The sequence below is a fragment of the Pseudomonas wuhanensis genome (genome assembly GCF_030687395.1).
GTDB lineage: Bacteria > Pseudomonadota > Gammaproteobacteria > Pseudomonadales > Pseudomonadaceae > Aquipseudomonas > Aquipseudomonas wuhanensis.
The window spans coordinates 1,225,818-1,250,661 of sequence record NZ_CP117430.1; the positions used below are offsets into that span (position 1 = coordinate 1,225,818).

At 58.9% G+C, this 24,844-nt stretch carries 25 protein-coding genes; 12 read left to right on the plus strand and 13 right to left on the minus strand.

Annotation, left to right across the window (positions count from 1 at the left end; all coding sequences use genetic code 11):
• Positions 1–86 precede the first annotated feature (86 nt).
• The 3 genes from PSH88_RS05735 to PSH88_RS05745 all read right to left on the minus strand — a co-directional run bounded on the left by PSH88_RS05735 (position 87) and on the right by PSH88_RS05745 (position 3,403).
• Positions 87–1,034, minus strand: coding sequence for an ornithine cyclodeaminase family protein (locus PSH88_RS05735; RefSeq protein ID WP_305425290.1), 948 nt, complete (start codon positions 1,032–1,034; stop codon positions 87–89).
• A gap of 139 nt (positions 1,035–1,173) precedes the next feature.
• The gene (gene rhlB / locus PSH88_RS05740; protein ID WP_305425291.1) at positions 1,174–2,661 is read right to left on the minus strand and encodes an ATP-dependent RNA helicase RhlB; all 1,488 of its coding nucleotides are present in this window, start codon (positions 2,659–2,661) and stop codon (positions 1,174–1,176) included.
• 85 nt (positions 2,662–2,746) lie between these two features.
• The gene (locus PSH88_RS05745) at positions 2,747–3,403 is read right to left on the minus strand and encodes an alpha/beta hydrolase (RefSeq protein ID WP_305425292.1); all 657 of its coding nucleotides are present in this window, start codon (positions 3,401–3,403) and stop codon (positions 2,747–2,749) included.
• Positions 3,404–3,871: 468 nt separating this feature from the next.
• Here PSH88_RS05745 and PSH88_RS05750 point away from each other — a divergent pair, with 468 nt between their 5' ends.
• From PSH88_RS05750 to PSH88_RS05765, 4 genes are all read left to right on the plus strand, one after another.
• Positions 3,872–4,903 (plus strand): amino acid ABC transporter substrate-binding protein, encoded by a 1,032-nt coding sequence (locus tag PSH88_RS05750; RefSeq protein ID WP_305425293.1) that lies wholly within the window; start codon positions 3,872–3,874, stop codon positions 4,901–4,903.
• Positions 4,904–4,968: 65 nt separating this feature from the next.
• The gene (locus tag PSH88_RS05755; protein ID WP_305425294.1) at positions 4,969–6,150 is read left to right on the plus strand and encodes an amino acid ABC transporter permease; all 1,182 of its coding nucleotides are present in this window, start codon (positions 4,969–4,971) and stop codon (positions 6,148–6,150) included.
• 10 nt (positions 6,151–6,160) lie between these two features.
• A complete protein-coding gene (locus tag PSH88_RS05760) occupies positions 6,161–7,258 on the plus strand; it encodes an amino acid ABC transporter permease (protein ID WP_305425295.1) in 1,098 nt (365 codons plus the stop codon).
• Between the two features lie 10 nt (positions 7,259–7,268).
• Positions 7,269–8,033, plus strand: a complete 765-nt coding sequence (locus PSH88_RS05765; protein ID WP_007905492.1) for an amino acid ABC transporter ATP-binding protein — start codon at positions 7,269–7,271, stop codon at positions 8,031–8,033.
• 119 nt (positions 8,034–8,152) lie between these two features.
• Here the strand turns inward: PSH88_RS05765 and PSH88_RS05770 are convergent, their stop codons facing one another.
• Positions 8,153–9,778 carry a S8 family peptidase gene (locus PSH88_RS05770; RefSeq protein WP_305425297.1) on the minus strand — a complete coding sequence of 542 codons (1,626 nt, stop codon included), beginning with the start codon at positions 9,776–9,778 and terminating at the stop codon, positions 8,153–8,155.
• 290 nt (positions 9,779–10,068) lie between these two features.
• Here PSH88_RS05770 and PSH88_RS05775 point away from each other — a divergent pair, with 290 nt between their 5' ends.
• The 6 genes from PSH88_RS05775 (at position 10,069) to yidD (ending at position 13,526) form a co-directional block, all read left to right on the plus strand.
• Entirely contained in the window at positions 10,069–10,728 is a 660-nt protein-coding gene (locus tag PSH88_RS05775) for a FadR/GntR family transcriptional regulator (protein ID WP_305425299.1), read from the plus strand.
• The gene (locus PSH88_RS05780) at positions 10,718–12,034 is read left to right on the plus strand and encodes a CynX/NimT family MFS transporter (RefSeq protein ID WP_305425300.1); all 1,317 of its coding nucleotides are present in this window, start codon (positions 10,718–10,720) and stop codon (positions 12,032–12,034) included. The genes PSH88_RS05775 and PSH88_RS05780 overlap by 11 nt, the downstream gene beginning before the upstream one ends.
• A 100-nt stretch (positions 12,035–12,134) precedes the next feature.
• On the plus strand, positions 12,135–12,605 hold the full coding sequence (locus PSH88_RS05785; protein WP_305425301.1) for a nuclear transport factor 2 family protein: 471 nt from the start codon (positions 12,135–12,137) through the stop codon (positions 12,603–12,605).
• A 39-nt stretch (positions 12,606–12,644) separates the two neighbouring features.
• Positions 12,645–12,959, plus strand: a complete 315-nt coding sequence (locus tag PSH88_RS05790) for a GIY-YIG nuclease family protein (protein WP_305425303.1) — start codon at positions 12,645–12,647, stop codon at positions 12,957–12,959.
• Positions 12,960–13,080: 121 nt separating this feature from the next.
• On the plus strand, positions 13,081–13,323 hold the full coding sequence (locus PSH88_RS05795) for a DUF4177 domain-containing protein (RefSeq protein ID WP_305425304.1): 243 nt from the start codon (positions 13,081–13,083) through the stop codon (positions 13,321–13,323).
• Positions 13,320–13,526 carry a membrane protein insertion efficiency factor YidD gene (gene yidD / locus PSH88_RS05800; protein ID WP_305425305.1) on the plus strand — a complete coding sequence of 69 codons (207 nt, stop codon included), beginning with the start codon at positions 13,320–13,322 and terminating at the stop codon, positions 13,524–13,526. The genes PSH88_RS05795 and yidD overlap by 4 nt, the downstream gene beginning before the upstream one ends.
• Positions 13,527–13,815: 289 nt before the next feature.
• On the opposite strand, the gene PSH88_RS05805 is transcribed toward yidD, so the two are convergent.
• Both PSH88_RS05805 and PSH88_RS05810 read right to left on the minus strand, forming a co-directional pair.
• Positions 13,816–13,995 (minus strand): hypothetical protein, encoded by a 180-nt coding sequence (locus PSH88_RS05805; RefSeq protein WP_305425306.1) that lies wholly within the window; start codon positions 13,993–13,995, stop codon positions 13,816–13,818.
• A gap of 16 nt (positions 13,996–14,011) precedes the next feature.
• Entirely contained in the window at positions 14,012–14,353 is a 342-nt protein-coding gene (locus PSH88_RS05810; RefSeq protein ID WP_305425307.1) for a hypothetical protein, read from the minus strand.
• Between the two features lie 289 nt (positions 14,354–14,642).
• Between PSH88_RS05810 and PSH88_RS05815 the strand changes: the two genes are divergently transcribed.
• The gene (locus PSH88_RS05815) at positions 14,643–15,578 is read left to right on the plus strand and encodes a glutathione S-transferase family protein (RefSeq protein WP_305425308.1); all 936 of its coding nucleotides are present in this window, start codon (positions 14,643–14,645) and stop codon (positions 15,576–15,578) included.
• Positions 15,579–15,740: 162 nt separating this feature from the next.
• Here PSH88_RS05815 and PSH88_RS05820 read toward each other — a convergent pair whose 3' ends face one another.
• Entirely contained in the window at positions 15,741–16,091 is a 351-nt protein-coding gene (locus PSH88_RS05820; protein WP_305425310.1) for a glutaredoxin family protein, read from the minus strand.
• Positions 16,091–17,095 (minus strand): nucleoid-associated protein YejK, encoded by a 1,005-nt coding sequence (gene yejK, locus PSH88_RS05825; protein ID WP_038981666.1) that lies wholly within the window; start codon positions 17,093–17,095, stop codon positions 16,091–16,093. Before yejK ends, PSH88_RS05820 begins: the two co-directional genes overlap by 1 nt.
• 397 nt (positions 17,096–17,492) lie before the next feature.
• Between yejK and PSH88_RS05830 the strand changes: the two genes are divergently transcribed.
• Positions 17,493–17,774 carry an HU family DNA-binding protein gene (locus PSH88_RS05830; protein ID WP_007905514.1) on the plus strand — a complete coding sequence of 94 codons (282 nt, stop codon included), beginning with the start codon at positions 17,493–17,495 and terminating at the stop codon, positions 17,772–17,774.
• 144 nt (positions 17,775–17,918) lie between these two features.
• On the opposite strand, the gene rlmF is transcribed toward PSH88_RS05830, so the two are convergent.
• From rlmF to PSH88_RS05855, 5 genes are all read right to left on the minus strand, one after another.
• Positions 17,919–18,941: a 23S rRNA (adenine(1618)-N(6))-methyltransferase RlmF gene (gene rlmF / locus PSH88_RS05835; RefSeq protein WP_064676012.1), complete on the minus strand. Its 1,023-nt coding sequence runs from the start codon at positions 18,939–18,941 to the stop codon at positions 17,919–17,921.
• Positions 18,942–19,205: 264 nt separating this feature from the next.
• Complete coding sequence (locus tag PSH88_RS05840; protein WP_305425311.1) at positions 19,206–22,052, minus strand: valine--tRNA ligase; 2,847 nt, start codon at positions 22,050–22,052, stop codon at positions 19,206–19,208.
• Between the two features lie 214 nt (positions 22,053–22,266).
• Positions 22,267–22,662 carry a DNA polymerase III subunit chi gene (locus PSH88_RS05845; protein WP_305425312.1) on the minus strand — a complete coding sequence of 132 codons (396 nt, stop codon included), beginning with the start codon at positions 22,660–22,662 and terminating at the stop codon, positions 22,267–22,269.
• An 8-nt stretch (positions 22,663–22,670) separates the two neighbouring features.
• Entirely contained in the window at positions 22,671–23,099 is a 429-nt protein-coding gene (locus PSH88_RS05850; RefSeq protein WP_008072051.1) for a DNA polymerase III subunit chi, read from the minus strand.
• Between the two features lie 60 nt (positions 23,100–23,159).
• The gene (locus PSH88_RS05855; protein WP_305425313.1) at positions 23,160–24,650 is read right to left on the minus strand and encodes a leucyl aminopeptidase; all 1,491 of its coding nucleotides are present in this window, start codon (positions 24,648–24,650) and stop codon (positions 23,160–23,162) included.
• Positions 24,651–24,844 lie beyond the last annotated feature (194 nt).

Sequence of the window (24,844 nt, forward strand, 5' to 3'; positions counted from 1 at the left end):
TTGCCCGCGATGGCATCACCGCGGTGTGCCTGACAGAGCGCGGCGCCTGCATCGCGGGCAAGCCCGCTCCCACAGGGATTGAGGTGCTATTGCTGCAAGCGGTAAAGGGCATTGGCCAGTGCGATGTCTTCCAGGCCCAGGCCGATGGAGCGGAAGAACACAGAGCGGTCGTATTCAGGGCGCTGGACTTTTTCGCTGAGCAAGTCGGGCAGGTCGCCGACAATCGAATGCTTGTCCCAGCCATGCTGCTCACCGGCGATCAGCATCTCGCCGGCCGAGCCTGGGGTGGTTTGACGATAGTCACAGAACACCTGCATGTCATTGAGGCTCTGCGGTGGCACTTCATGGGCGCGTGGTGCGTTGGTGCTGATGGAGGTGATCAGCGCCGGCTTGCTCAAAATTGACGGGTCGATCACCGGTCCGGCGGACGAGGTGCAGAGCATAATCACGTCTGCGTCCTGAATCGCGGCTTCGCAACTGTCGGCGAGGGTCAGTCGTGGATCGAGGCTTTTGAGTTGGGCCAGTGCTTCGGGATTCTTGCCATTCAGGCTCGGCGAATAGAGGCTGATACTTTGCCAGTCTCGCAGGTCCTTGACGTAGTACAGGTGCGCCTGGGCCACTTTACCGCTGCCGATGATCGCCAGGCGCTGGGCCTTCAACGGCGCGAGGGCATCGACCGCCACCGCCGTGGTCGCTGCGGTGCGTGCGGTGGTCAGCTCACCAGCATCGCACAGCAGCAACGGCTGGCCGGTCTGCATCGACATCAGCAGCGTCCAGGCGGTTACCAGCGGACCTTGCTCGCGCACGATGTAAGGCGACGTCTTGACGCCGTATACCCCGTCTTCGGCCAGCACACCCAGGTAATTGATGAAGTCCCCGGCACCTTGCGGGAATTCCACCAGCTGTTGCGCGGGTTGTACGGCTTGCCCGGCGGCCAGGTCGCGGAACAGCTTGCGCAGAATCTGCGGCACATCAACTTGCGCCAGCAGTTCGCGGGCCTGAGGTTGGGTGATCACGTAAGGCGTGCTGGGCATGGTCGGCTCCGGGCGCTGAAAGTAAACTAATTTGTCCATTATGGACTTTTAGTTGTCTCTAGCAAGTCCTGTTGAAAAAAGCCGGACGAAAAAAAAGCGCAGTCCGTTTCCGGCTGCGCCTCTTTCTGAAAGGCCCTGGTTACGGGCGCTTGCGCTCAACCGCCCGCAGCAGATGCGTCGGTGGCGTTTCACAACTGATCTTGCGACCCAGCAACGCCTCGATGGACGGTAGCTGGTAGGAGTCATCTTCACCGGCAAAACTGATGGACACGCCATCCGCGCCAGCACGGCCAGTACGACCGATGCGGTGCACGTAGTCGTCCGGGACTTCCGGCAGGGTGAAGTTGATCACGTGGCTGATGCCGTCGATGTGAATGCCGCGACCGGCCACATCGGTGGCCACCAGCACGCGGATCTTGCCTTCGCGGAAACCTTCCAGGGTCTTGATGCGCTTGTGCTGCGGCACATCGCCAGACAATTGCGCCGCGTTGACGCCATCGCGTACCAGGCGTTCTTCGATGCGCCGCACTTCGTCCTTGCGGTTGGCGAAGACCATCACCCGCTCCCAGCCGTTATCGTTGACCAGGTTGTAGAGAAGTTTGTATTTGTCGGCACCGGCCACCGCGTAGATGTGTTGCTCGACGTTTTCGCTGGCCACGTTCTGCGCTTCGATCTCGACGATCGACGGGTCGGTGGTCCATTGCTTGGCGAGGTTCATCACGTCTTCGGTGAAGGTTGCGGAGAACAGCAGCGTCTGACGCTCGTTCTTCGGCGGAGTCTGGCGAATGATCTGACGCACTTGTGGGATGAAACCCATGTCGAGCATCCGGTCGGCTTCGTCCAGCACCATCACTTCGACCATGTCCAGGTGCACATCGCCGCGCTGGTTGAAGTCGAGCAAACGGCCCGGAGTGGCCACCAGGATGTCGCAGTGACGGGCTTCGAGGTGCTTGAGTTGCTTATCGAAGTCCATGCCGCCGACAAATGTCATGACGTTGAGGCCGGTGTACTTGGTCAGGTCGGCGGCGTCCTTGGCGATCTGCACCACCAGTTCCCGGGTCGGGGCGATGATCAGCGCCCGTGGTTCACCCATGTAGCGTTCTTTGGGCGGCGGGGTTTGCAGCAGCTGAGTGATGATCGAAATCAGGAACGCGGCGGTTTTGCCGGTGCCGGTCTGGGCGCGACCGATGGCGTCTTTGCCCGCGAGGGTGAAGCCAAGCACCTGTGCCTGGATCGGCGTGCAGTACGGAAAGCCCAGGTCCTGAATGGCGTGCATCAGTTCGGGGGCGAGTTTGAAATCGTGGAAGCGGGTTTTGCCTTCCTGGGGTTCGACGACGAAGTCTTCGAGTTTCCAGGGAATAACCGGCGCTTTTGGCTTTGGTTCGCGACGCGGTTTTGCCGGTTTCGGGGCTTCGCTGCGCGGCTGCTCAGAGGCGATGGCCGGGGCTGCGGGGGCGGTCGGTGTGGTCACCGGCTCGTGCTTCGGTGCCGCTACGGTTGCGGTCCGGCCAGGCTGACTACCGTCGGTGCGGTGGCTGGGAGTATGAGAAGGAGCGCTGGAGACTGGCGCGAGCTGCTCAGTCTCGCTTTTACCGAACATTTTCTTGAGTGCTTTGAGCACGGTCATCTCATCAATTGGTTAAGGAATATACGCCGGCCAGTGTAATGCAAGAATCGGGCGCGGCGTAGTGCGATGGATCAATGGGTAGCTTTTAGCGCAAACGCTCGGCGAGCCAGACACCAATGTCGCGAATTTCTTCGGGTAACACTTCGTGGCCCATTGGGTATTCCTGCCATGTCACGGTGACACCATGCTGCTTCAAATACTCGTAGGCGGTCCGGCCCATGGAGTTTTGCACGACGTCATCATACTGACCATGCAACGACAGCACGGGAATACGCTGTTGGCTGGCGGAAAGCTCCAGTTCATCGCTGAAGGTCGGGGCATAAGTCGAGAGCGCAAGTACGCCGCCCAACGGTCCCTGCCATTTCAGGAAGGCTGTGTGCAATACCACGGCACCGCCTTGGGAAAAACCGGCGAGAAAGATCCGCGAGGCGTCTATTCCGCTGGCCTTCTGCACTTCAATCAAATCCACGACCCGTTGCGCGGACTCCTCCAACTGCTCGCGACTGATGGCGCGTGCCGGGCTCATGGCCAATATGTCGTACCAGCTTGGCATCTCGTAGCCACCGTTGATGGTGACGGCGCGAGTCGGGGCCTGGGGCAAAACGAAACGGGTGGTGAGCAGGTTTTCCTGTAACGCTTCGGCGACCGGCAAAAAGTCGTAGCGGTCGGCACCCAGCCCGTGCAGCCAGATTACGCAGGCGTCTGCGGGCTTGACGGGGTGAAGAATCAGGGGCTCGGTCATGTCTGCTCCATTGTTGTGCATGCGCGCTCATTAAGTGCGAGGTTGAAGTGCGCGATGGGTTGATCAGTTAAGAAGATGTCGCACGGTTGCAAGTTTTGCTATTGACCTTGCGCTGAATCGCTTTAGCGAGCGGTCTGGTACGGGCTTTGCTATGGGAGATCCTGTGCAACCAATCTCATGCCTGGCGGTAACACTATCAGTGTACGGCTGGTCGTGGGATAGCAAAGAATCCGGTGATGGATGTTCGCCAAAGGCCGCTACGGGCTTCGCGAACGTGAAAGGGCTACCGCCCGTTCGGCCGATTGGTGAGAAGGGAGTTATCCATGACGTGGATTTTCTCCTACTAGACTCATAGCGACGGTCCTGCGTCGGTTGACCCTAAAAAAAGCCAACACGGGTCAACAACGCCTCATAAGGGTGCGACAGGGCTCAAGCTCCGACACAACAAGAGCAAAACTGGAGGTTTGAATGAAGTTATTGAAATCCACCCTGGCCATCGTGACTGCAGCCGCAGTGCTCGGTGTCAGTGGGTTCGCTCAGGCGGGTGCAACCCTGGATGCAGTGCAGAAGAAAGGTTTCGTACAGTGTGGCGTGAGTGACGGTCTGCCGGGCTTCTCGGTTCCGGACTCCACCGGCAAGATCGTCGGCATCGACGCTGACTTCTGCCGTGCTGTGGCCGCTGCCGTTTTCGGCGATGCGACCAAGGTCAAATTCAGCCAGTTGAACGCCAAAGAGCGCTTCACCGCGCTGCAGTCCGGTGAAATCGACATTCTGTCGCGTAACACCACCATGACCAGTTCCCGTGACGCGGGCATGGGCCTGAAGTTTCCTGGCTTCATCACTTACTACGACGGCATCGGCTTCCTGGTAAACAACAAGCTGGGCGTCAAGAGCGCCAAAGAGCTGGATGGCGCGACCATCTGCATCCAGGCCGGTACCACCACCGAGCTGAACGTTTCCGACTACTTCCGCGGCAATGGTCTGAAGTACACCCCGATCACTTTCGACACCTCCGATGAAAGCGCCAAGTCGCTGGAATCCGGTCGTTGCGACGTGCTGACCTCCGACAAGTCCCAGCTGTTCGCCCAGCGCAGCAAGCTGGCCTCGCCGAAGGACTACGTGGTTCTGCCAGAAACCATCTCCAAAGAGCCACTGGGCCCGGTCGTGCGTAATGGCGACGACGAGTGGCTGGCCATCGTGCGCTGGACTGGTTACGCCATGCTCAACGCTGAAGAAGCAGGCATCACTTCGGCGAACGTCGAAGCCGAAGCCAAAGCCACCAAGAACCCGGACGTCGCTCGTCTGCTGGGCTCTGACGGCGAGTACGGCAAAGACTTGAAAGTGAAGAAAGACTGGGTCGTGCAGATCGTCAAGCAAGTCGGTAACTACGGCGAAGTGTTCGAGAAGAACCTCGGCAAGAAAACTCCGCTGGAAATCGACCGCGGGCTGAACGCCCTGTGGAATGCTGGCGGCATTCAATACGCACCACCAGTGCGCTGATGGTTCTATCACCCGGCGGGCCAACCGCCGGGTGATGTTCTGTTCCATTATTTCCGGGGCACTTCATGCAAAATTCAATCGGCGCACCAAAGCAGAGGCTCAGCCTCAGCGATCCACGAGTGCGTGCGTGGGTATTCCAGATCATCACCATTGTGGCGGTGGTCTCGCTGGGCTGGTTTTTGTTCGATAACACGCAAACCAACCTCCAGCACCGGGGCATCACCTCGGGTTTCGACTTCCTTGAGCGCAGTGCCGGTTTCGGCATCGCTCAGCACCTGATCGACTACACCGAATCGGACAGCTATGCCCGGGTGTTTGTCATCGGCCTGCTCAACACCCTGCTGGTCACCTTTATCGGTGTGATCCTGGCGACGATCCTTGGTTTCATCGTCGGTGTGGCGCGGCTGTCGAAGAACTGGATCATTGCCAAACTGGCAACGGTTTATGTCGAAGTCTTCCGTAACATTCCGCCGCTGCTGCAAATCCTGTTCTGGTACTTCGCGGTGTTCCTGACCATGCCAGGGCCACGCAACAGCCATAACTTCGGCGACACCTTTTTTGTCAGCAGCCGCGGGCTCAACATGCCGGCAGCGTTGACTGCGGATGGTTTCTGGCCGTTTGTGGCGAGCATCGTCGTGGCCATTGTCGCGATCGTGCTGATGTGCCGCTGGGCCAACAAGCGTTTCGAAGCGACCGGCGTACCGTTCCACAAATTCTGGGTCGGCCTGGCGCTGTTCCTGGTGATACCTGCGTTGTGCGCCTTGATCTTCGGCGCGCCGCTGCATTGGGAAATGCCACAGCTGCAAGGTTTCAACTTTGTAGGTGGCTGGGTATTGATCCCGGAACTGCTGGCGCTGACCCTGGCGCTGACCGTGTACACCGCGGCGTTCATCGCCGAAATCGTGCGTTCGGGCATCAAGTCGGTCAGCCATGGCCAGACCGAAGCGGCGCACTCGTTGGGATTGCGCAACGGTCCGACCCTGCGCAAGGTGATCATCCCGCAAGCTCTGCGCGTGATCATTCCACCGCTGACCAGCCAATACCTCAACCTGGCGAAAAACTCCTCGCTGGCGGCCGGTATCGGTTATCCGGAGATGGTGTCGTTGTTTGCCGGTACGGTGCTGAACCAGACCGGGCAGGCAATCGAAGTCATTGCCATCACCATGAGCGTGTACCTGGCGATCAGTATCAGCATTTCCCTGCTGATGAACTGGTACAACAAGCGCATTGCGCTGATCGAGCGGTAAGGAAAAGCGCATGACGACTCATACTTTCAAACCCGACATGCCACCACCGAGCAGTAGCATCGGTATCGTGGCGTGGATGCGGGCGCACATGTTCTCCAGCTGGATCAACACCCTGCTGACGCTGTTCGCGTTCTATCTGATTTACCTGATAGTCCCCCCTATCGTGAGCTGGGCGATTCTCGATGCCAACTGGGTCGGTACCACCCGCGCCGACTGCACCAAGGAGGGCGCCTGCTGGGTGTTCATCCAGCAGCGCTTCGGCCAGTTCATGTATGGCTACTACCCGACAGGCCTGCGCTGGCGCGTGGACCTGACCGTATGGTTGGCGGTGATTGGCGTGGCGCCGTTGTTCATCGCACGTGTTCCGCACAAGGCAATCTACGGCCTGAGCTTTCTGGTGCTCTATCCGATCATTTCCTACACCTTGTTGCACGGTGGCTGGTTTGGTCTGACCGAAGTGCCGACCAGCCAGTGGGGCGGCCTGATGCTGACCCTGGTGATCGCTACCGTTGGTATCGTCGGCGCATTGCCGCTGGGTATCGTGCTGGCCCTGGGCCGTCGTTCGAACATGCCGGCGATTCGCGTGGTCTGCGTGACCTTCATCGAATTCTGGCGCGGCGTGCCGTTGATCACGGTGCTGTTCATGTCTTCGGTGATGTTGCCGTTGTTCCTGCCCGAAGGCATGAACTTCGACAAACTGCTGCGGGCGCTGATCGGCGTGATCCTGTTCCAGTCGGCCTACATCGCTGAAGTGGTGCGTGGCGGTCTGCAAGCGATCCCCAAAGGTCAGTACGAAGCGGCTGCAGCGATGGGCCTGGGTTACTGGCGCAGCATGGGTCTGGTGATTCTGCCGCAAGCCCTGAAGCTGGTGATCCCTGGCATCGTCAACACCTTCATTGCGCTGTTCAAGGACACGAGCCTGGTGATCATCATCGGCCTGTTCGACTTGCTCAACAGCGTCAAGCAAGCCGCCGCCGACCCGAAATGGCTGGGCATGGCCACTGAAGGCTATGTGTTCGCGGCCCTGGTGTTCTGGATTTTCTGTTTTGGTATGTCCCGCTATTCCATGCATTTGGAACGCAAGCTGGACACTGGCCACAAGCGTTAGGAGTTTTGTGATGAGTGAAGCGATCAAAAAGCCTGTGAGCCCTGAAGGCATTATTCAGATGCAGGGCGTAAACAAGTGGTACGGCCAGTTCCACGTGTTGAAAGACATCAACCTGAACGTCAAGCAAGGCGAGCGTATCGTTTTGTGCGGCCCATCGGGTTCCGGCAAATCCACCACCATCCGTTGCCTCAATCGTCTGGAAGAACACCAGCAGGGGCGCATCGTGGTCGATGGCGTGGAACTGACCAACGACCTCAAGCAGATCGAAGCGATCCGCCGTGAAGTCGGCATGGTGTTCCAGCACTTCAACCTGTTCCCGCACCTGACCATCCTGCAGAACTGCACCCTGGCGCCGATGTGGGTACGCAAGATGCCCAAGCGCAAGGCTGAAGAAATCGCCATGCACTACTTGGAGCGCGTACGCATTCCGGAGCAGGCGCATAAATACCCGGGGCAACTGTCCGGCGGTCAGCAACAGCGTGTGGCGATTGCCCGCGCCTTGTGCATGAAACCGAAAATCATGCTGTTCGACGAACCGACTTCGGCACTCGACCCAGAGATGGTGAAAGAGGTTCTGGACACCATGATCGGCCTGGCCGAAGACGGCATGACCATGCTCTGCGTAACCCACGAAATGGGCTTCGCCCGTACCGTGGCCAACCGCGTGATCTTCATGGACAAGGGTGAAATCGTCGAACAGGCCGCGCCGAACGACTTCTTCGACAACCCGCAGAATGAGCGTACGAAGCTGTTCTTGAGCCAGATCCTGCATTGATCGACGCCAGGCAGTGAAATAGACCCGGACTATGTTCCGGGTTTATTTTTGGTGCGACCAGCATGACGCAATCTTGTGGGTGAAAGACCTGCCGAGAGCTGACCGCAGCCAACCCACATTCAGTTCTGCGTTTCCTTGCGTTCAAGCGCCAGATGCACCGCTCGAAGTGCATTGAGACGACCGTATCCGTAGTAATGACTATGGCCGCTCCGGTCGTATTGACCGAGCGGGCCATCGTCGGCATGGCCGATCTTGTCGCAACAATCGGCCAGGATCTGTCGGACAGATTCGCGATCCAGTAATGGGTTGACCCCCAGAACCAGCGCTGCCACGCCTGCCGCCCCCGGGCAGGCGCTGGAGGTGCCGCTGAACGATTCGGTGTAGGCCGCATTGTTTGGGGCGGCAAACTTGCCGCTCAAATCCGTGGTGCGAATGCCTCGAGTTTGCGGCATTGAAGTGGCGGGTTGGAATTTTGGGTCCGGGTGAGATTGATCGCCGCTGGGAAAGCAGCACCAGAGCGCTTTTCCGTAGTCGCTGTAGGCACTGCGTCGGTTTTGGTCATTGCAGGCACCGACGGCAATGACCAAGGGATGGCTGGAGTACCCATCGTTATCCACGCTCTCGTTACCGTTGCCGGCACCAAAAAAGATGAGGCATCCTTTTCCATTGCGGCCCTTGGTCGCGGCGTACTCGATGGCCAGTCGCGTGCTGGCGGCAAGCGGAAAAACCTGCGTGTGCCGAGGATCGGTAGGGTCAGCCCAATGCCCTTCGGCCGGGCCCCAGCTGCAGGAAATGATGTCGGCGCCCTGGTCGGCTGCCCAGAAAAACGCGTCCGCTTCAGCCCGTGCGCCCAACGGCTTGGTGAGCTTTAACGGCATGAGGCTGGCCCGAGGAGCAACGCCGCTGGCGCCGATTTCACCATTGGCGCAAGCGACACCGGCGGCTGCCGTTCCGTGGCGCTCAAGGTCGTTTTTCGGACGTGGACCTTGCCTGGCATTGCGCCGGTCAAAGTTTTGCGCCCCGATGACTTTGCCGAATCCGGCGAATTCAGGGTGGTCGATATCAAAGGCATCATCGATGACTGCGATTACGACCCCTTCACCCTGGGCCAGGTCATGGGCCGCTTCGACATTGGCACTGGCATCAATCTGGACGTGATAGGTCACGGTGGTTTTTTTCAGGTGCCATTGATTGTCGTGGATCGCCCGACGTTGTCCCTGGCGCAACATTTCCGGGTGGCAGTAATCGATATCCTCACGTTTTAGCAGTTCAAGTGCGAATGAGCACACGTCAGTGCCGCGGCAATTCTTGTGTTGGACGAAGAAGGCGTTCGCCGCGTAGGGAACCTGCTGTTTGATGGTCAGACCCAGCTCATCGAGTATGACCTGGCACTGTGTCGGGGTGAGTAGATCAACAAACTTAAGAAAAATATTCTCGGTGTAAAGAACGGGCTCTTGAGTATGAGGATCGACGAGCACGCTTGCGGCGAAACGCACGTCCGGCAATTCCCGCAGCAAAGCCTTGCATCGGGATACATCCGAATCTTGCGGCAGTTTGAAGACCTGCACGTCGGCGTCCTCAATGTGCAGTAACAGCTGACCGCCACCCAGTGCTTGATCGGCTTTTTCGCAGCACAGGGTTGCAGCGAGACTTTTCCCCGCCCGGCTGCGTACGGCGAGCAGGTCCTGACTTTTCTTCAAAAAAAAAGAGCGGCCACCCTTCTTGCCGAAATTGACTTCTTCCATGTGCTTTTCTCTTCCTTCTATTCAAGTGCGGGCGAAAATGCCCGCGAATCAACATCGTGAAGTCTGACGCTCGTAGGTTCCGAGGGATGTCAGCTCATTCTTGCGAGGGGGGTGGGAAATCACTCCGCGTGCGAAGGTTTTCTGCCACTTGCACAGTAGGTTCTAGGAAAAACCTCCGAGAAAAGTGCCTTGAAGCTGCGACCGCTCTGGTAGGGCAGGTTGTCCTCTCAAACGAAGCTGACTAACATGTCAGAAAATTCATCCTATGATTGGATGAAAGGGCGAATCTTATGTCAGACATTTCTCCATTAATTAAGCGATCCCTGGTCGATCAGGCTCTGGACCAGTTACGCCTGCGCATCACCGAAGGCGTCTGGACGGTCGGCCAGCGTTTGCCCACCGAGCCGGAACTGGCGACTGAGCTGGGCATCAGCCGCAACACCGTGCGCGAAGCCATGCGCGTGTTGGCGTTTTCCGGGTTGATCGAGATTCGCCAGGGCGACGGCAGCTATCTGCGGGCGGTGATTGATCCGCTGGACACCATGAAGGCGCTTTCCCGATGCACTCAGGAACAGGCTCGGGAAACCCGGCACATTCTGGAAGTCGAAGCCATCGGCCTCGCGGCGTTACGCCGCACTGAGGAAGACCTGGTGGCATTGCGCGAAGCGCTAGGCGTCAGCGGCAGTCACTACCACGGCGATCTCGACACCTACATCGCTTGCGATCTGGTGTTTCACCGTCGACTGGTGGATGCGGCGCATAACCCGACCCTCAGCGAGTTGTATCGCTATTTCTCCAGCATCGTCGGCGCGCACTTGCGCCAGACCCTGAACATCTCACCCCGACGCCAATCGGTGTTCGACCTTCATGTCGAACTGCTCGATGCCGTCGAGCAACGCGACCCGGAACGGGCAAAAGCCTTGTCGAGGCAGTTGATCAATGAACCTTGAAACCGAGAACCCCATGCCCACCCAGCAGGCCAGCAACAGCAGCATCACTGAGCTCAAGCGTACGGCGGAGCTCGATGAGCTATTGATCGACGCCGAAGCCGATGACGAACAGGTTCAGCAAACTCACCCGGTCCTGCGGCGACCGTGGTTGTTGTTGCTCGGCCTGATTCTGGTGGCGCTGAACCTGCGTCCGGCGTTGTCGAGCATGGCGCCGATGCTCAGCGAGGTCTCGAAGACACTGGGGCTATCGGCTGCTCATGCCGGTTTGCTGACGACCTTGCCGGTACTTTGCCTCGGTTTGTTCGCGCCGTTGGCACCGGTGCTGGCGCGACGTTTTGGGGCCGAGCGGGTGGTGTTGGGGATTCTTCTGATGCTGGCCGGCGGGATCATTTTGCGCAGTTCGTTCGGCGAGATCGGTCTGTTCGCCGGCAGCGTGTTGGCCGGCGCCAGCATTGGGGTGATCGGCGTGCTGCTGCCCGGCATTGTCAAACGCGACTTCCCGAAACAGGCCGGCACCATGACCGGCGTCTACACCATGGCCCTATGCCTGGGGGCGGCCATGGCAGCTGGGGCGACCGTGCCGTTGAGTGAACATTTCGACAAGAGCTGGGCCATGGGCCTGGGCTTCTGGGTAGTTCCAGCACTGGTCGCGGCGATGTTCTGGCTGCCGCAAGTCGGCCAGAAACACGGCGCGCACCACGTTGCCTATCGGGTCCGAGGTCTGCTGCGTGATCCACTGGCCTGGCAAGTGACCTTGTACATGGGCCTGCAATCGTCTTTGGCCTACATCGTGTTTGGCTGGCTACCGTCGATTCTGATCGGCCGCGGGCTGACGCCAACCCAGGCCGGTCTGGTGTTGTCGGGTTCGGTGATTGTCCAGTTGATCAGCTCGCTGGCAGCACCCTGGCTGGCGACGCGCGGCAAGGATCAGCGGCTGGCGATCGTGATCGTCATGGTAATGACGCTCGGCGGTTTGTTCGGTTGCCTTTATGCACCGATCAACGGCCTATGGGGCTGGGCGATCCTGCTGGGGTTGGGGCAGGGCGCTACGTTCAGCCTGGCGTTGACCCTGATCGTGCTGCGCTCGCGGGATGCCCATGTCGCGGCCAACCTGTCGAGCATGGCCCAAGGCTTCGGTTACACCCTGGCGTCCATGGGACCGTTCGCGGTCGGCGTGGTACATGACTGGACCGGCGGCTGGAGCGCCCTGGGCTGGATTTTCGGTGTCATCGGCCTCAGCGCGATCATCGCCGGCCTCGGTGCCGGGCGTTCGCTGTACGTGCAGGTCGAAAGCGAAAAGATCTGATTCGCGCACACCGTCGGTATTCGGAGTGCGAATGCTGATGGTGTTTCGTCCGTTTGCAGATTATCGTGCTGGCAATCTGCCTATTCTCCGGAGTCTGTCTATGAGTGATGCCCATAACGCCTTGATCACCCGGTTCTACCAAGCCTTCCAGCGGCTGGATGCCGAGGCCATGAGCGCTTGCTACACCGACGATGTGGTGTTCAGTGATCCGGCGTTCGGCGAACTGCGTGGGCGCGATGCCGGCGACATGTGGCGCATGCTCACCACGCGGGCCAAGGACTTCTCCCTGACCTTCGATAACGTGCGCAGCGATGAGCGTACGGGCGGTGCCCATTGGGTCGCGACCTACCTGTTCAGTCAGACCGGCAATGCCGTGGTCAACGACATCCAGGCGCGCTTCGTGTTTCGCGACGGCAAGATCTGCGAGCACCACGACAACTTTGATCTGTGGCGCTGGTCCCGTCAGGCGCTGGGTTTCAAAGGGCTGTTGTTGGGCTGGACGCCAGTGGTGAAAAACGCCGTGCGCGCTCAGGCCTTGAAGGGGCTGAAGGCATTTCAGGCCAGTCGCTGATAAGATCGCGGCTTGTTTCCTACAAGCCTTGATCGTCACGTGAACACCTCGAGCGAATCTTCCGTCATTGCCGCCGAACCGCCGCTGCCCGTCAGCAAACCCTGGTTCGTCTACCTCGTTCGCGCGGCCAATGGTTCGCTCTACTGCGGGATCAGCGACGATCCCGTCCGCCGCTTCGCTACTCACCAAAGTGGCAAAGGCGCGCGCTTCTTCCTGTCCAGCCCGGCCGTGGCACTGGTCTACACCGAAATCTGCCGTGACAAAAGCGAAGCACTGCGCCAGGAACGCTTGATCAAAAAACTCAAGAAAAGCGCCAAGGAATGTCTGGTGGCGAGCGCTATGTCATCGGTGTAGGTCATTTGTCTTCGGCGGTGTCAGCTCTTTCTGAAAATGCCCATTAAGCTACTGATCCGCAATTGTTGTCTGTAGAGTGAGCGTCGTGGCACACCGCCACTTACGTCATTAAGGACAGTCGATGTATCACTACAAAATGGTTCAGGTGCCACCTAACATTCAGGTTCAGGCCAGCAAGGAAAAGGGTAACGAAGCTGCTGTTTACTTGCAGAGCATTGCCAACAAGCAGGCCGATGAGGGTTGGGAATTTTACCGGATCGACACTATTGGTGTTCAGGTGAACGCAGGTTGCCTTGATGCGTTGAGGGGCAAGAAGGCCAGTCTCGCCAATTACTACGTCATCACCTTCCGTAAGCCTCGGTGATCACACTTTTTTTGAAGGCTCTAATCCGTCTCTACCAGAGAACCGCCCCTCAGCGATTAAGGGGGGCTTGTCGTTTCCACCCTTCTTGTTCTCACTACGCGCAATTGGCGATTGACAAGCATGGCCCGTGGAAAGGTGTAGCAATGGCGCTCAAGCGGATTGGCCGTTGCCGCATGCCCAATGGTGGAGAAGACTATCCTTGAACGCTTGGTGGATTGTCACCGCGCGGACCAGATACGCAGGGACCGTAAAAGTTGATCCACTTGCGGGAGGCTTTGGCAAGCATGCTACGGTGACCGGATGAGGTAGCAAATGAGTTGACATGCCTGTCATCTTTATCAAGAATGACAACAAGAGCGCGAAATCTGCTGCCTTGCAGGGCTTTAGCAGACGTAGGTACCTCAGCGATGCTGCAACATCGGTGTAAGGTGAGACCTCTTCATCCCATTTCCTGAGGATGCCAATATCAGGATTCAAATTCAAAGGGCAGCCTCACAGCTGCCCTTTTTCTTTGTCTTCGAGAACGTAGCGCTTGTAGAGAAGCTCTCCTTGTCGATGCTTGTTCATGGCTCGCGCTGGGGCATGCATAAAACTCCACATGACGTGCCCATCTCTGACATCCACAACGACAAGCATGTCATTTTTGGCCTCGTAGGCATTGATGAACGCCACGCGGTATGCACCGTTGTCATAAAGTACTCTCCATACTTCGAACGGTCTCCAGTGCATGTCGAACGTAACGTTCACGAGAGTCGGGACGTTTTTCGACAATGTGAGCCAGTTTGTCTCTCATGATCGCCACATTTCCTATCGGGGTCATAATCGTGACTGCCAGCAGGGCTTCATCAATAAATCCGAAGTGAGCCAAGAGGATTTGTAGGGCTCCCTCCTCATCATCAGCCCTCTTCACTTCTTCGATCGGGGCTGAGCGAAGTTCCCTCGTCAGCGTCCTCAGGTCCGGCAATGCAAGATCGATCCAAGTCTGTTGGCCTGTTGCTTCTTTTATCAATGGCGCAACATTCACGAGCATGTGCAGCGATCCTTCGTTGTTTTCATTATTTGTCGCAATGTTACCTTGTGATCAGGGAGGGCTCAGACCGAAGAAAACGTTTTTCCATGTCGAAAGGTAACGACGTTTGCGAGATTGGAGCGCTGGCTACCACTTCAGCCCGAGGGGCCTGGTTGAAGTAGTCCGATAGCCGAGGTGTATGGACACTTGATGGATTGAAAGACGATCAAGTGGAAATGAATGACTTAGAAAACACTGCGGCCTGTGCATTTAAAGGGCTGTAGTCATAATTAAAAATGAGGCTTACGTAATGTCCGAGTTGATTCTTCATCACTACCCGACGTCCCCTTTCGCCGAAAAGGCCCGCCTGCTGCTGGGCTTCAAAGGGCTGTCCTGGCGCTCGGTGAACATCTCGCCAGTGATGCCCAAACCCGATCTGACAGCGCTGACCGGCGGCTACCGCAAGACGCCGGTATTGCAGGTGGGGGCTGATGTCTATTGCGACACCGCGTTGATGGCTCGTCGTCTGGAGCAGGAAAAAGCCTTGCCGGCGTTCTTCCCGGAAGGCCAGGAAATGATCACCGCAACCTTCGCTGCATGGGTTGACTCGGTGGTGTTCCAGCATGCGGTCAGCCTGGTGTTTCAACCTGCATCGGTGGCGGTGCGCTTTGGCAAGTTGTCGCCGGAAGCGATCAAGGGGTTCCTGGCCGATCGCGCCGGTTTGTTCAGCGGTGGCAGCGCTACACGGTTGTCCGCCGAGCAGGCTCGGCATCAGTGGCCAACGATCATGGCGCGTCTGGAGCAGCAGCTTCAGCGCGAACAGGGTGACTTCCTGTTCGGCGAGCCGTCGATTGCCGACTTTGCCCTGGCCCATTCACTGTGGTTCCTCAAAGCAACGCACGTGACGTCACCGTTGGTGGATGCTTATCCGGCCGTGTCGGCATGGTTTGGCCGGGTGATGGGCTTTGGTCATGGCGCGTTCAGCGAGATGACTTCTGAGGAAGCGCTTGAAGTCGCGCGCAACGCCACGCCAGCTGCGTTGCCGGATGAGCAGTTTGATGAGCCGAACGGGTTCGAGGTTGGCCAGCAGGTGGTGGTCGCCGCGACCGATTATGGCGTTGATCCAGTGGCGGGAGAGTTGCTGTTTGCGGGCAGCGAGGAATTGATTTTGCGTCGCGAAGACGAGCGGGTTGGCGTGGTGCATGTGCACTTTCCGCGGTTCGGGTTTCGTATCGAAGCGCAGTAGACGCTAACCACTGATTTTCTGGTCATGCACTAACCTGTGGGAGCTGGCTTGTCGGATCGCCGCACCGCTGCGATGAGGTCAGCCCAGCAATATTGATGTTGCCTGACACTCCGCTATCACAGGCAAGCCAGCTCCCACAAAGGACGGGGTCGGCCTGAAAAGCTATTTCAACGCCGCAAGCACCTTGTCCGGGTCATACCCGCGTATCAACGTTCCGTTCACATCGATCAGCGGAATCCCGCGTCCTCCCAGCGCCTCATAGGCTTTACGCGCCTGGGTATCTTTCTCGATATCGAATTCCTTGTACGCAATGCCCTTCTGATCGAGAAAGCGCCGGGTCAGCTTGCAGTAGCCGCACCATTCGGTGGTGTAGAGCACGACGTTGGCCTTGGCCTGGGTCTGCTCGGACACCACCTGCGAGGGATGAAACACCCGCTCGATCTTGCCCCAGTTCTGGTAAACCACGACCACCAGCAGGATCAGCAGGAATTTTTTCAACACGCCGCCGAGCATCAGTTGCGTCGCTTGAGCTGGTCGGTCAATTGGGTCGGCAGGCCTTTGATGATCAGCGTACCGGCCTCTTCGTCGTATTCGATCTTCGAGCCCAGCAGGTGCGCTTCGAAGCTGATGGATAAGCCCTCGGCGCGGCCGGTGAAGCGGCGGAACTGGTTCAGGGTGCGCTTATCCGCCGGGATCTCAGGCGACAGGCCATAGTCCTTGTTGCGGATGTGATCGTAGAACGCTTTCGGGCGTTCTTCGTCGATCAGCTCGGACAATTCTTCCAGGCCCATGGGCTCGCCCATTTTTGCCTGGCTGCTGGCGTAATCCACCAAGGTCTTGGTCTTCTCGCGTGCGGACTCTTCCGGCAGGTCTTCGCTTTCGACGAAGTCACTGAAGGCCTTGAGCAGGGTGCGGGTTTCGCCGGGGCCGTCGACGCCTTCCTGGCAGCCGATGAAGTCACGGAAGTACTCCGAAACCTTTTTGCCGTTCTTGCCTTTGATGAACGAGATGTACTGCTTGGACTGTTTGTTGTTCTGCCACTCGGAGACGTTGATCCGCGCTGCCAGGTGCAACTGGCCAAGGTCCAGGTGTCGCGAAGGGGTCACGTCCAGCTGATCGGTCACTGCCACGCCTTCGCTGTGGTGCAGCAGGGCGATGGCCAGGTAATCGGTCATGCCCTGCTGGTAATGAGCAAACAGCACGTGGCCGCCCACAGAGAGGTTCGACTCTTCCATCAGCTTCTGCAGATGTTCCACCGCCACTCGGCTGAAGGCTGTGAAGTCCTTACCGCCGTCGAGGTATTCCTTCAGCCAGCCGCTGAACGGATGCGCCCCGGACTCGGCATGGAAGAAACCCCAGGCCTTGCCTTGTTTGGCGTTGTAGCTCTCGTTGAGGTCGGCAAGCATGTACTCGATGGCGCTGGACTCAGCCAGTTCGGAATCGCGGGCATGAAGAACTGCGGGTGTGCCGTCGGGTTTTTTGTCGATCAGGTGGACGATGCAATGACGGATCGGCATGGGCTTCTCGGCTGATTGAAGAGAGGAGGGCGTGCTCCCCCGAAAAAGCGCTCAGTGTACCGCAACCACTGGTTTTGGCGTGGTGCCGGGGGGCAATTTGCAGCTGTCCGCCGGCCCTTATGCAGTTTTTTGCCAATTTAGAGCAATAAAGCTGACCAAATGGGTAGCTAGAGGCGGATATTTCCCCGTCTCTGTGCTAGTTTTGCCCGGTCTTACGCGAAGTCACTGCGTTAAGCGTGCATTCAGCATTTGTCAGGTCGAACCAAACCCTGATTTCGGTATCTATAACCCCGACTCGTCGTGGTTATGGCCGAGGGTGCCAGATCCAGAAGATCGGGCTCGATGGCTGACACTGCACTCTGCAATCCATATGAATTTGATAGGGAAGGAACATTACATGGCTCTTACTAAAGACCAACTGATCGCCGACATCGCTGAAGCTATCGACGCGCCAAAAACCACCGCGCGTAACGCTCTGGACCAACTGGGCCAAATCGTTGCTGATCAGCTGGAAAACGGCGGCGAAATCACCCTGCCAGGTATCGGCAAGCTGAAAGTGACTGAGCGTCCTGCCCGTACCGGCCGCAACCCTTCGACTGGCGCTGCCATCGAAATCGCTGCCAAGAAAGTTATCAAGCTGGTTGTGGCCAAAGGCCTGACCGACGCTGTTAACAAGTAAGACTTGTTAAAAAAAACCGTGCTCCGGAGCAATCCGGGCACGGTTTTTTTGTGTCTGCGATTTAGCGATTGACCTGCAAAACCGCTGAACCAATGTGGGAGCGAGCAAGCCCACTCCCACCGTTGATCTGCGCCGGTCAGTTACTCAGCTTTTACGCGCCCAGCGTTCGCGCCAGACCTGCTGTTCGGATTTGGTCTGGAAGGTCCAGGCGACGAAGCGACTTTGCTTCTGGCCCTGGGACATTTCCACGACCTGGCTTTCCAATACGCCGGCCTTTTTCAGCGCCGTCTGGATCGCCGGCAGGTTTGAGGCTTTCGAGACCAGGGTGCTGAACCAAAGCACCTTGTGTTGAAAGTGCGCGCTTTCGGCGATCAGTTGCGTCACAAACCGTGCTTCGCCACCTTCACACCACAGTTCGGCGGACTGGCCGCCAAAGTTCAGCACCGGCAGTTTGCGTTTCGGGTCGGCGCGGCCCAAGGCGCGCCACTTACGCTCGCTGCCCTTGGTGGCCTCATCCATCGAGGCGTGGAACGGCGGGTTGCACATGGTCAGGTCAAAGCGTTCGCCGGGTTCGAGCAGGCCCAGCAGAATGTGCTTGGGATTGCTTTGCTGGCGCAGCTGGATGGCCTTGTTCAGCCCGTTGGACTGCACGATGGCTTTAGCGGCAGCCACGGCCGTCGGGTCGATTTCCGAGCCGAGGAAGTGCCAGCGGTAGTCGCTGTAGCCGATCAACGGATAGACGCAGTTGGCGCCCATGCCGATATCGAGCACCTTGACCGGCGCACCACGAGGGATCTCGCCGTCGTTGACGCTGGCCAGCAGGTCGGCCAGGAAGTGCACGTAGTCGGCACGGCCCGGAACTGGCGGGCACAGGTAATCGGCCGGGATGTCCCAATGGGCGATGCCGTAGAACGACTTGAGCAGCGCCCGGTTGAACACCCGAACCGCGTCCGGGCTGGCGAAGTCGATGCTTTCCTTGCCATACGGGTTGATGATCACGAACTGCGCCAGTTCCGGCGTTGTTTTGATCAGCGCCGGGAAGTCATAACGACCCTGGTGGCGATTGCGCGGATGCAGGCTTGCTTTCTCGCGGGGTTCCACGGCTTTGGCCGGGGTAGCGGAGTCAGGCTTCTTGCGCGCAGGTCTTGGTGTGCGGGGGGCGTTCATGGGCGTTGTCGATTCGGGTATGGCTAAAAGTGGCGGGTATTGTCCCACATCCAGGCGTTGTGAATGCAATTGTGAAGATCAGCACGAATCCCTGTGGGAGCGGGCTTGCCCGCGATGGCGATCTGTCAGTCACATCAATGTTGAATATGAGGGCCTCATCGCGGGCAAGCCCGCTCCCACAGGGTGTTGTGGTGTTTGTGGGCAAGTGGCGGGCATAAAAAAGGGAGGCCGTTGCGGGCCTCCCTTTTTCATTGCGATTTACCGTTACAGGCTGGCAATCCGCGCATGCTGCTCGGCCAGCTTGCCCAAAGCCTGTTCAGCTTCAGCCAGTTTGGCGCGTTCCTTCTCGATGACTTCGGCCGGGGCCTTGTCGACGAAACCGGCGTTGGACAGCTTGCCGCCGACCCGCTGAACTTCACCCTGCAGACGCAGGATTTCCTTGTCCAGGCGAGCCAGTTCGGCGTCCTTGTCGATCAGGCCGGCCATCGGTACCAGCACTTCCATCTCGCCAACCAGAGCGGTGGCGGACAGCGGTGCTTCTTCGCCAGCCTTCAGAACGGTGATCGATTCCAGACGCGCCAGCTTCTTCAGCAGCGCTTCGTTCTCGGTCAGGCGGCGCTGGTCTTCAGCGCTGACGTTCTTCAGGTAGATCGGCAGTGGCTTGCCCGGACCGATGTTCATTTCGCCACGGATGTTACGCGTGCCGAGCATCAGGCCCTTGAGCCATTCGATATCGTCTTCGGCGCCCTGATCGATGCGTGCTTCGTTGGCCACTGGCCAAGGTTGCAGCATGATCGTCTTGCCTTCGATACCGGCCAGCGGCGCGACGCGCTGCCAGATTTCTTCGGTGATGAACGGCATGAACGGGTGGGCCAGACGCAACGCGACTTCCAGCACTCGAACCAGCGTGCGACGGGTGCCGCGCTGACGTTCAACCGGTGCATTTTCGTCCCACAGCACAGGCTTGGACAGTTCCAGGTACCAGTCGCAATACTGGTTCCAGATGAACTCGTACAAGGCTTGTGCCGCCAGGTCGAAACGGAACTGGTCGAGCTGACGAGTCACTTCGGCTTCAGTGCGTTGCAGCTGCGAAATGATCCAGCGATCCGCCAAGGACAGCTCGTAGGCTTCGCCGTTCTGACCGCAGTCTTCGCCTTTGTCCAGCACGTAGCGCGCAGCGTTCCAGATCTTGTTGCAGAAGTTGCGATAGCCTTCGACGCGGCCCATGTCGAACTTGATGTCACGACCGGTCGACGCCAGCGAGCAGAACGTGAAGCGCAGGGCATCGGTGCCGTAGCTGGCGATGCCGTCGGCGAACTCGTCGCGGGTCTGCTTCTCGATCTTCTTCGCCAGTTTTGGCTGCATCATGCCGGAGGTGCGTTTCTGCACCAGCTCTTCCAGCTCGATGCCGTCGATGATGTCCAGCGGGTCCAGGACGTTGCCCTTGGACTTGGACATTTTCTGACCCTGGCCATCACGCACCAGACCGTGCACGTAAACGGTCTTGAACGGAACCTGCGGCGTGCCGTCTTCGTTTTTCACCAAGTGCATGGTGAGCATGATCATCCGGGCAACCCAGAAGAAAATGATGTCGAAACCGGTCACCAGCACATCGGTGGAGTGGAATTTCTTCAGGAACTCGGTCTGCTCCGGCCAGCCGAGTGTGGAGAAAGTCCACAGGCCCGAACTGAACCAGGTGTCGAGAACGTCGTTGTCCTGTTGCAGCGCAACGTCCGGGCCGAGGTTGTTCTTGGCACGCACTTCGGCTTCGTCGCGACCGACATAGACCTTGCCCGACTCGTCGTACCAGGCCGGAATCCGGTGGCCCCACCACAGCTGACGGCTGATGCACCAATCCTGGATGTCGCGCATCCACGAGAAGTACATGTTTTCGTATTGCTTGGGCACGAACTGAATGCGGCCGTCTTCAACCGCAGCGATGGCAGGCTCGGCCAATGGCTTGGTGGACACGTACCACTGGTCGGTCAGCCACGGCTCGATGATGGTGCCGGAGCGGTCGCCTTTCGGTACTTTCAGGGCGTGATCGTCGACGCTGACCAGCAGGCCGGCCGCTTCGAACGCCGCCACGATTTCCTTGCGGGCCTGGAAGCGGTCGAGGCCGGCGTACTCGGCCGGGATCTTGCCGTCGATGCTTTCGTTCAGCGTGCCGTCAAGGTTGAACACCTGGGCCGCAGGCAGAACATTGGCGTTTTTGTCGAAGATGTTCAGCAGTGGCAGGTTGTGGCGCTTGCCGACTTCGTAGTCGTTGAAATCGTGGGCCGGGGTGATTTTCACGCAACCGGTGCCGAATTCTGGATCGCAGTAATCGTCGGCGATGATCGGGATGCGGCGGCCAACCAGCGGCAGCTCGACAAATTTGCCGATCAGGGCTTTGTAGCGTTCATCGTTCGGGTTAACGGCCACGGCGGCATCGCCGAGCATGGTTTCCGGACGCGTGGTCGCGACGATCAGGTAATCCTTGCCTTCAGCGGTTTTGGCGCCGTCGGCCAGCGGGTACTTCAGGTTCCACAGGAAGCCTTTTTCGTCGTGGTTTTCCACTTCGAGGTCGGAGATCGCCGTGTGCAGCTTGGTGTCCCAGTTGACCAGACGCTTGCCGCGGTAGATCAGACCGTCTTCGTGCAGGCGCACGAACGCTTCTTTCACCGCTTCCGAGAGGCCGTCGTCCATGGTGAAGCGCTCACGGCTCCAGTCCACGGACGAGCCGAGGCGGCGGATCTGGCGGCTGATGTTGCCACCGGACTGATCCTTCCACTCCCAGACTTTCTCGAGGAATTTTTCGCGGCCCAGATCATGGCGATTCTGGCCCTGGGCTTCGAGTTGACGCTCCACCAGCATTTGCGTGGCGATACCGGCGTGGTCGGTGCCCGGCTGCCACAGGGTGTTGCGACCCTGCATGCGGCGGAAACGGATCAGGGCGTCCATGATCGCGTTGTTGAAGCCGTGACCCATGTGCAGGCTGCCGGTGACGTTCGGCGGCGGGATCATGATGGTGTAGGACTCGCCCGCGCCTTGCGGGGCGAAGTAATTCTCAGACTCCCAGGTGTTGTACCAGGAAGTTTCAATGGCGTGCGGCTGGTAGGTCTTATCCATGCGCGGCGGGACCCTATTGGCATTTATTCAGGAAAAGCCGGCAAGTATAGCGGGGCGTGGGGCGTAGGGCGAGCAGGTGCGGACAGGGCGCTTGATCAATTACAACGCAGATCAAATGTGGGAGCGAGCCTGCTCGCGATGCAGGCGCCGCGGTCTATCAGGAAACCGAGGTGATGCTATCGCGAGCAGGCTCGCTCCCACAGGGGGTTGGTGTTTATTCGTACTGGCTCAACAACCGTTCCATCCGCGCATCCAGACGGCGTTTGATTTCGGTTTCGATGTGCGGGGCGAAGTCGTCGATCACGTCTTGCATGATCAATAGCGCGGCGGCGCGCAGTTCGCTGTCCAGGTGCAGCAGGGCGTCGGGGCCTTTGCTGGCGGCAGGCGACGGTTGCGCGGCTGGGGCGGGTGGCGGTGGCGGTGGCGTTTCGACCGGCTGAGGCGCATTGCCGACCGTGTCGAACAGCATGGGGATCTGTTCCTGATCACCTTCGATGACCGTGTCGGTCAGCAAGGGCGGTTGCAGGTTGTCATCGCCGAGCAACTGGCGGATCGACTCGAGGTCATCCAGCAGATGCGCGGAATTTTGCTGCGGTTTTGGAGTGTCCATCGGAATGCTCAGAGTCGCTGTAAACGGTGATCTTGCAGAGGATAGCCCTGTTCGCGGTAGAAACGGAAACTCTCACGCGCAGCCGAACGAATCGTCGGATCTTCCACCACCACTTCCGCCACGCGGGCGAACTGTTTGGCAAATACCGGGACTTTCAGGTCGAGATTGACCAGCAGGTCCTGATGCTGACCGCAGTCATCGCCAAGACCCAGGACAATCAAACCCTCCGGCTCGCTTTCGGCGGGACCGTGGGGCACGAAGCTTTCGCCCTTGAAGGCCCACAAACGCGCATCGAGGTCATCACGCTGGGCGGCATCGCTGCAGTGCAGGTAAATGCGATGGCCCATGCGCCAGGCTTTTTCGGTGAGCTTGCAGGCGAAATCCAGCCGTGCCGAAGGGTCGGCGCTGGGCAGGATATAGAAGTCGACTTTGGTCATTGCGGTTCCTGAGCCCCGGGCGGCGCCACTGGGAAGTGGCGCCGCCCGGGGTCATCGGTTTCAGGCTTTGGCGCGGTCCAGCAGGTATTGGGTCAGCAGGGGAACCGGACGGCCAGTGGCGCCCTTGTCCTTGCCGCCGCTGGTCCAGGCCGTGCCGGCGATGTCCAGGTGCGCCCAGTTCAGGTTCTTGGTGAAGCGCGACAGGAAGCAGGCAGCGGTGATGGTGCCGGCTTTCGGGCCGCCAATGTTGGCGATGTCGGCAAACGGGCTATCCAGTTGCTCTTGATATTCATCGAACAGCGGCAGTTGCCAGGCGCGGTCGTCGGCGGATTTGCCGGCGCTCAGCAGTTGGCCGATCAGCTCGTCGTTGTTGCCCAGCAGGCCCGAGGTGTGAGAACCCAGTGCGACGACACAAGCGCCGGTCAGGGTGGCGATGTCGATCACCGCTTGCGGCTTGAAGCGTTCGGAGTAGGTCAGGGCATCGCACAGCACCAGACGGCCTTCGGCGTCGGTGTTGAGGATTTCCACGGTCTGGCCGCTCATGGTGGTAACGATGTCGCCCGGACGCGAAGCGTTGCCGCTCGGCATGTTCTCGGCACAGGCCAGGATGCACACCAGGTTGATCGGCAGTTTCAGCTCAAGCACGGCACGCAAGGTACCGAACACGCTGGCGGCGCCGCCCATGTCGTACTTCATTTCATCCATGCCGGCGCCCGGCTTGAGGCTGATGCCGCCGGTGTCGAAGGTGATGCCTTTGCCGACCAGTGCGTACGGCTTCTCGGATTTCTTGCCGCCGTTGTATTGCATGACGATCAGGCGCGGTGGCTGGGCGCTGCCCTGGCCGACGGCGTAGAACGAGCCCATGCCCAGGTCCTTGATCTTCTTCTCATCGAGGACTTCGACTTTCAGGCTCTTGAATTCTTTGCCCAGGTTTTTGGCTTGCTCGCCCAGGAACGTCGGGTGGCAGATGTTTGGCGGCAGGTTGCCCAGGTTACGGGTGAAGGCCATGCCATTGGCGATCGCGGTGGCGTGGGTCACGGCGCGTTCGACTTCAGCCTGTGCGGCCTTGATGGTCACCAGGGTGACTTTCTTCAGGGCAAGCGGGTCGGCTTTCTGGCTCTTGAACTGGTCGAAGGTGTACTCGCCATCTACCAGGGTTTCGGCCAGCAGGCGGGTCTTGCCATAGCTGTCGCGGCCTTTGACCACGACTTCATCCAGTGCCAGCACTGCATCGCTGCCGCCCAGGCCTTTAAGGTTATTGAGGATACCGGCGATGATTTTGCGGAACGGGCGATCACCCAGCTCTTCATCCTTGCCCACGCCCACCAGCAACACGCGCTCGGCCTTGAGGTTAGGCAGGCTGTGCAGCAACAGGCTCTGGCCGACTTTGCCGGCCAGGTCGCCGCGCTTGAGCACGGCACTGATGGTGCCACCGCTCAGCTCGTCGAGTTGTTTGGCAACGGCGCCGAGTTTGCGGCCTTCGCCGACGGCGACCACCAGCGTGGCGGTCTTCAACGTTTCCGGGCTAACGCTTTTTACAACCAGTTCCATGTCTGGGTCCCTGAATTAATGGTCAAAGTGCGCGATGCGCAGAGGCATGCTTATAAGTAGAAAGACGCAGGTAGCAGTGCCCGTGACAAAGGCCGCAGTTTGAACCTCGCTACCGGCGCCTGACAACCCTCGGTCGTGCGAACTTCAGTGGTTCAGGTGTCTGCTTGAGCGTGCGCAGTGACAGGCGCACCCAA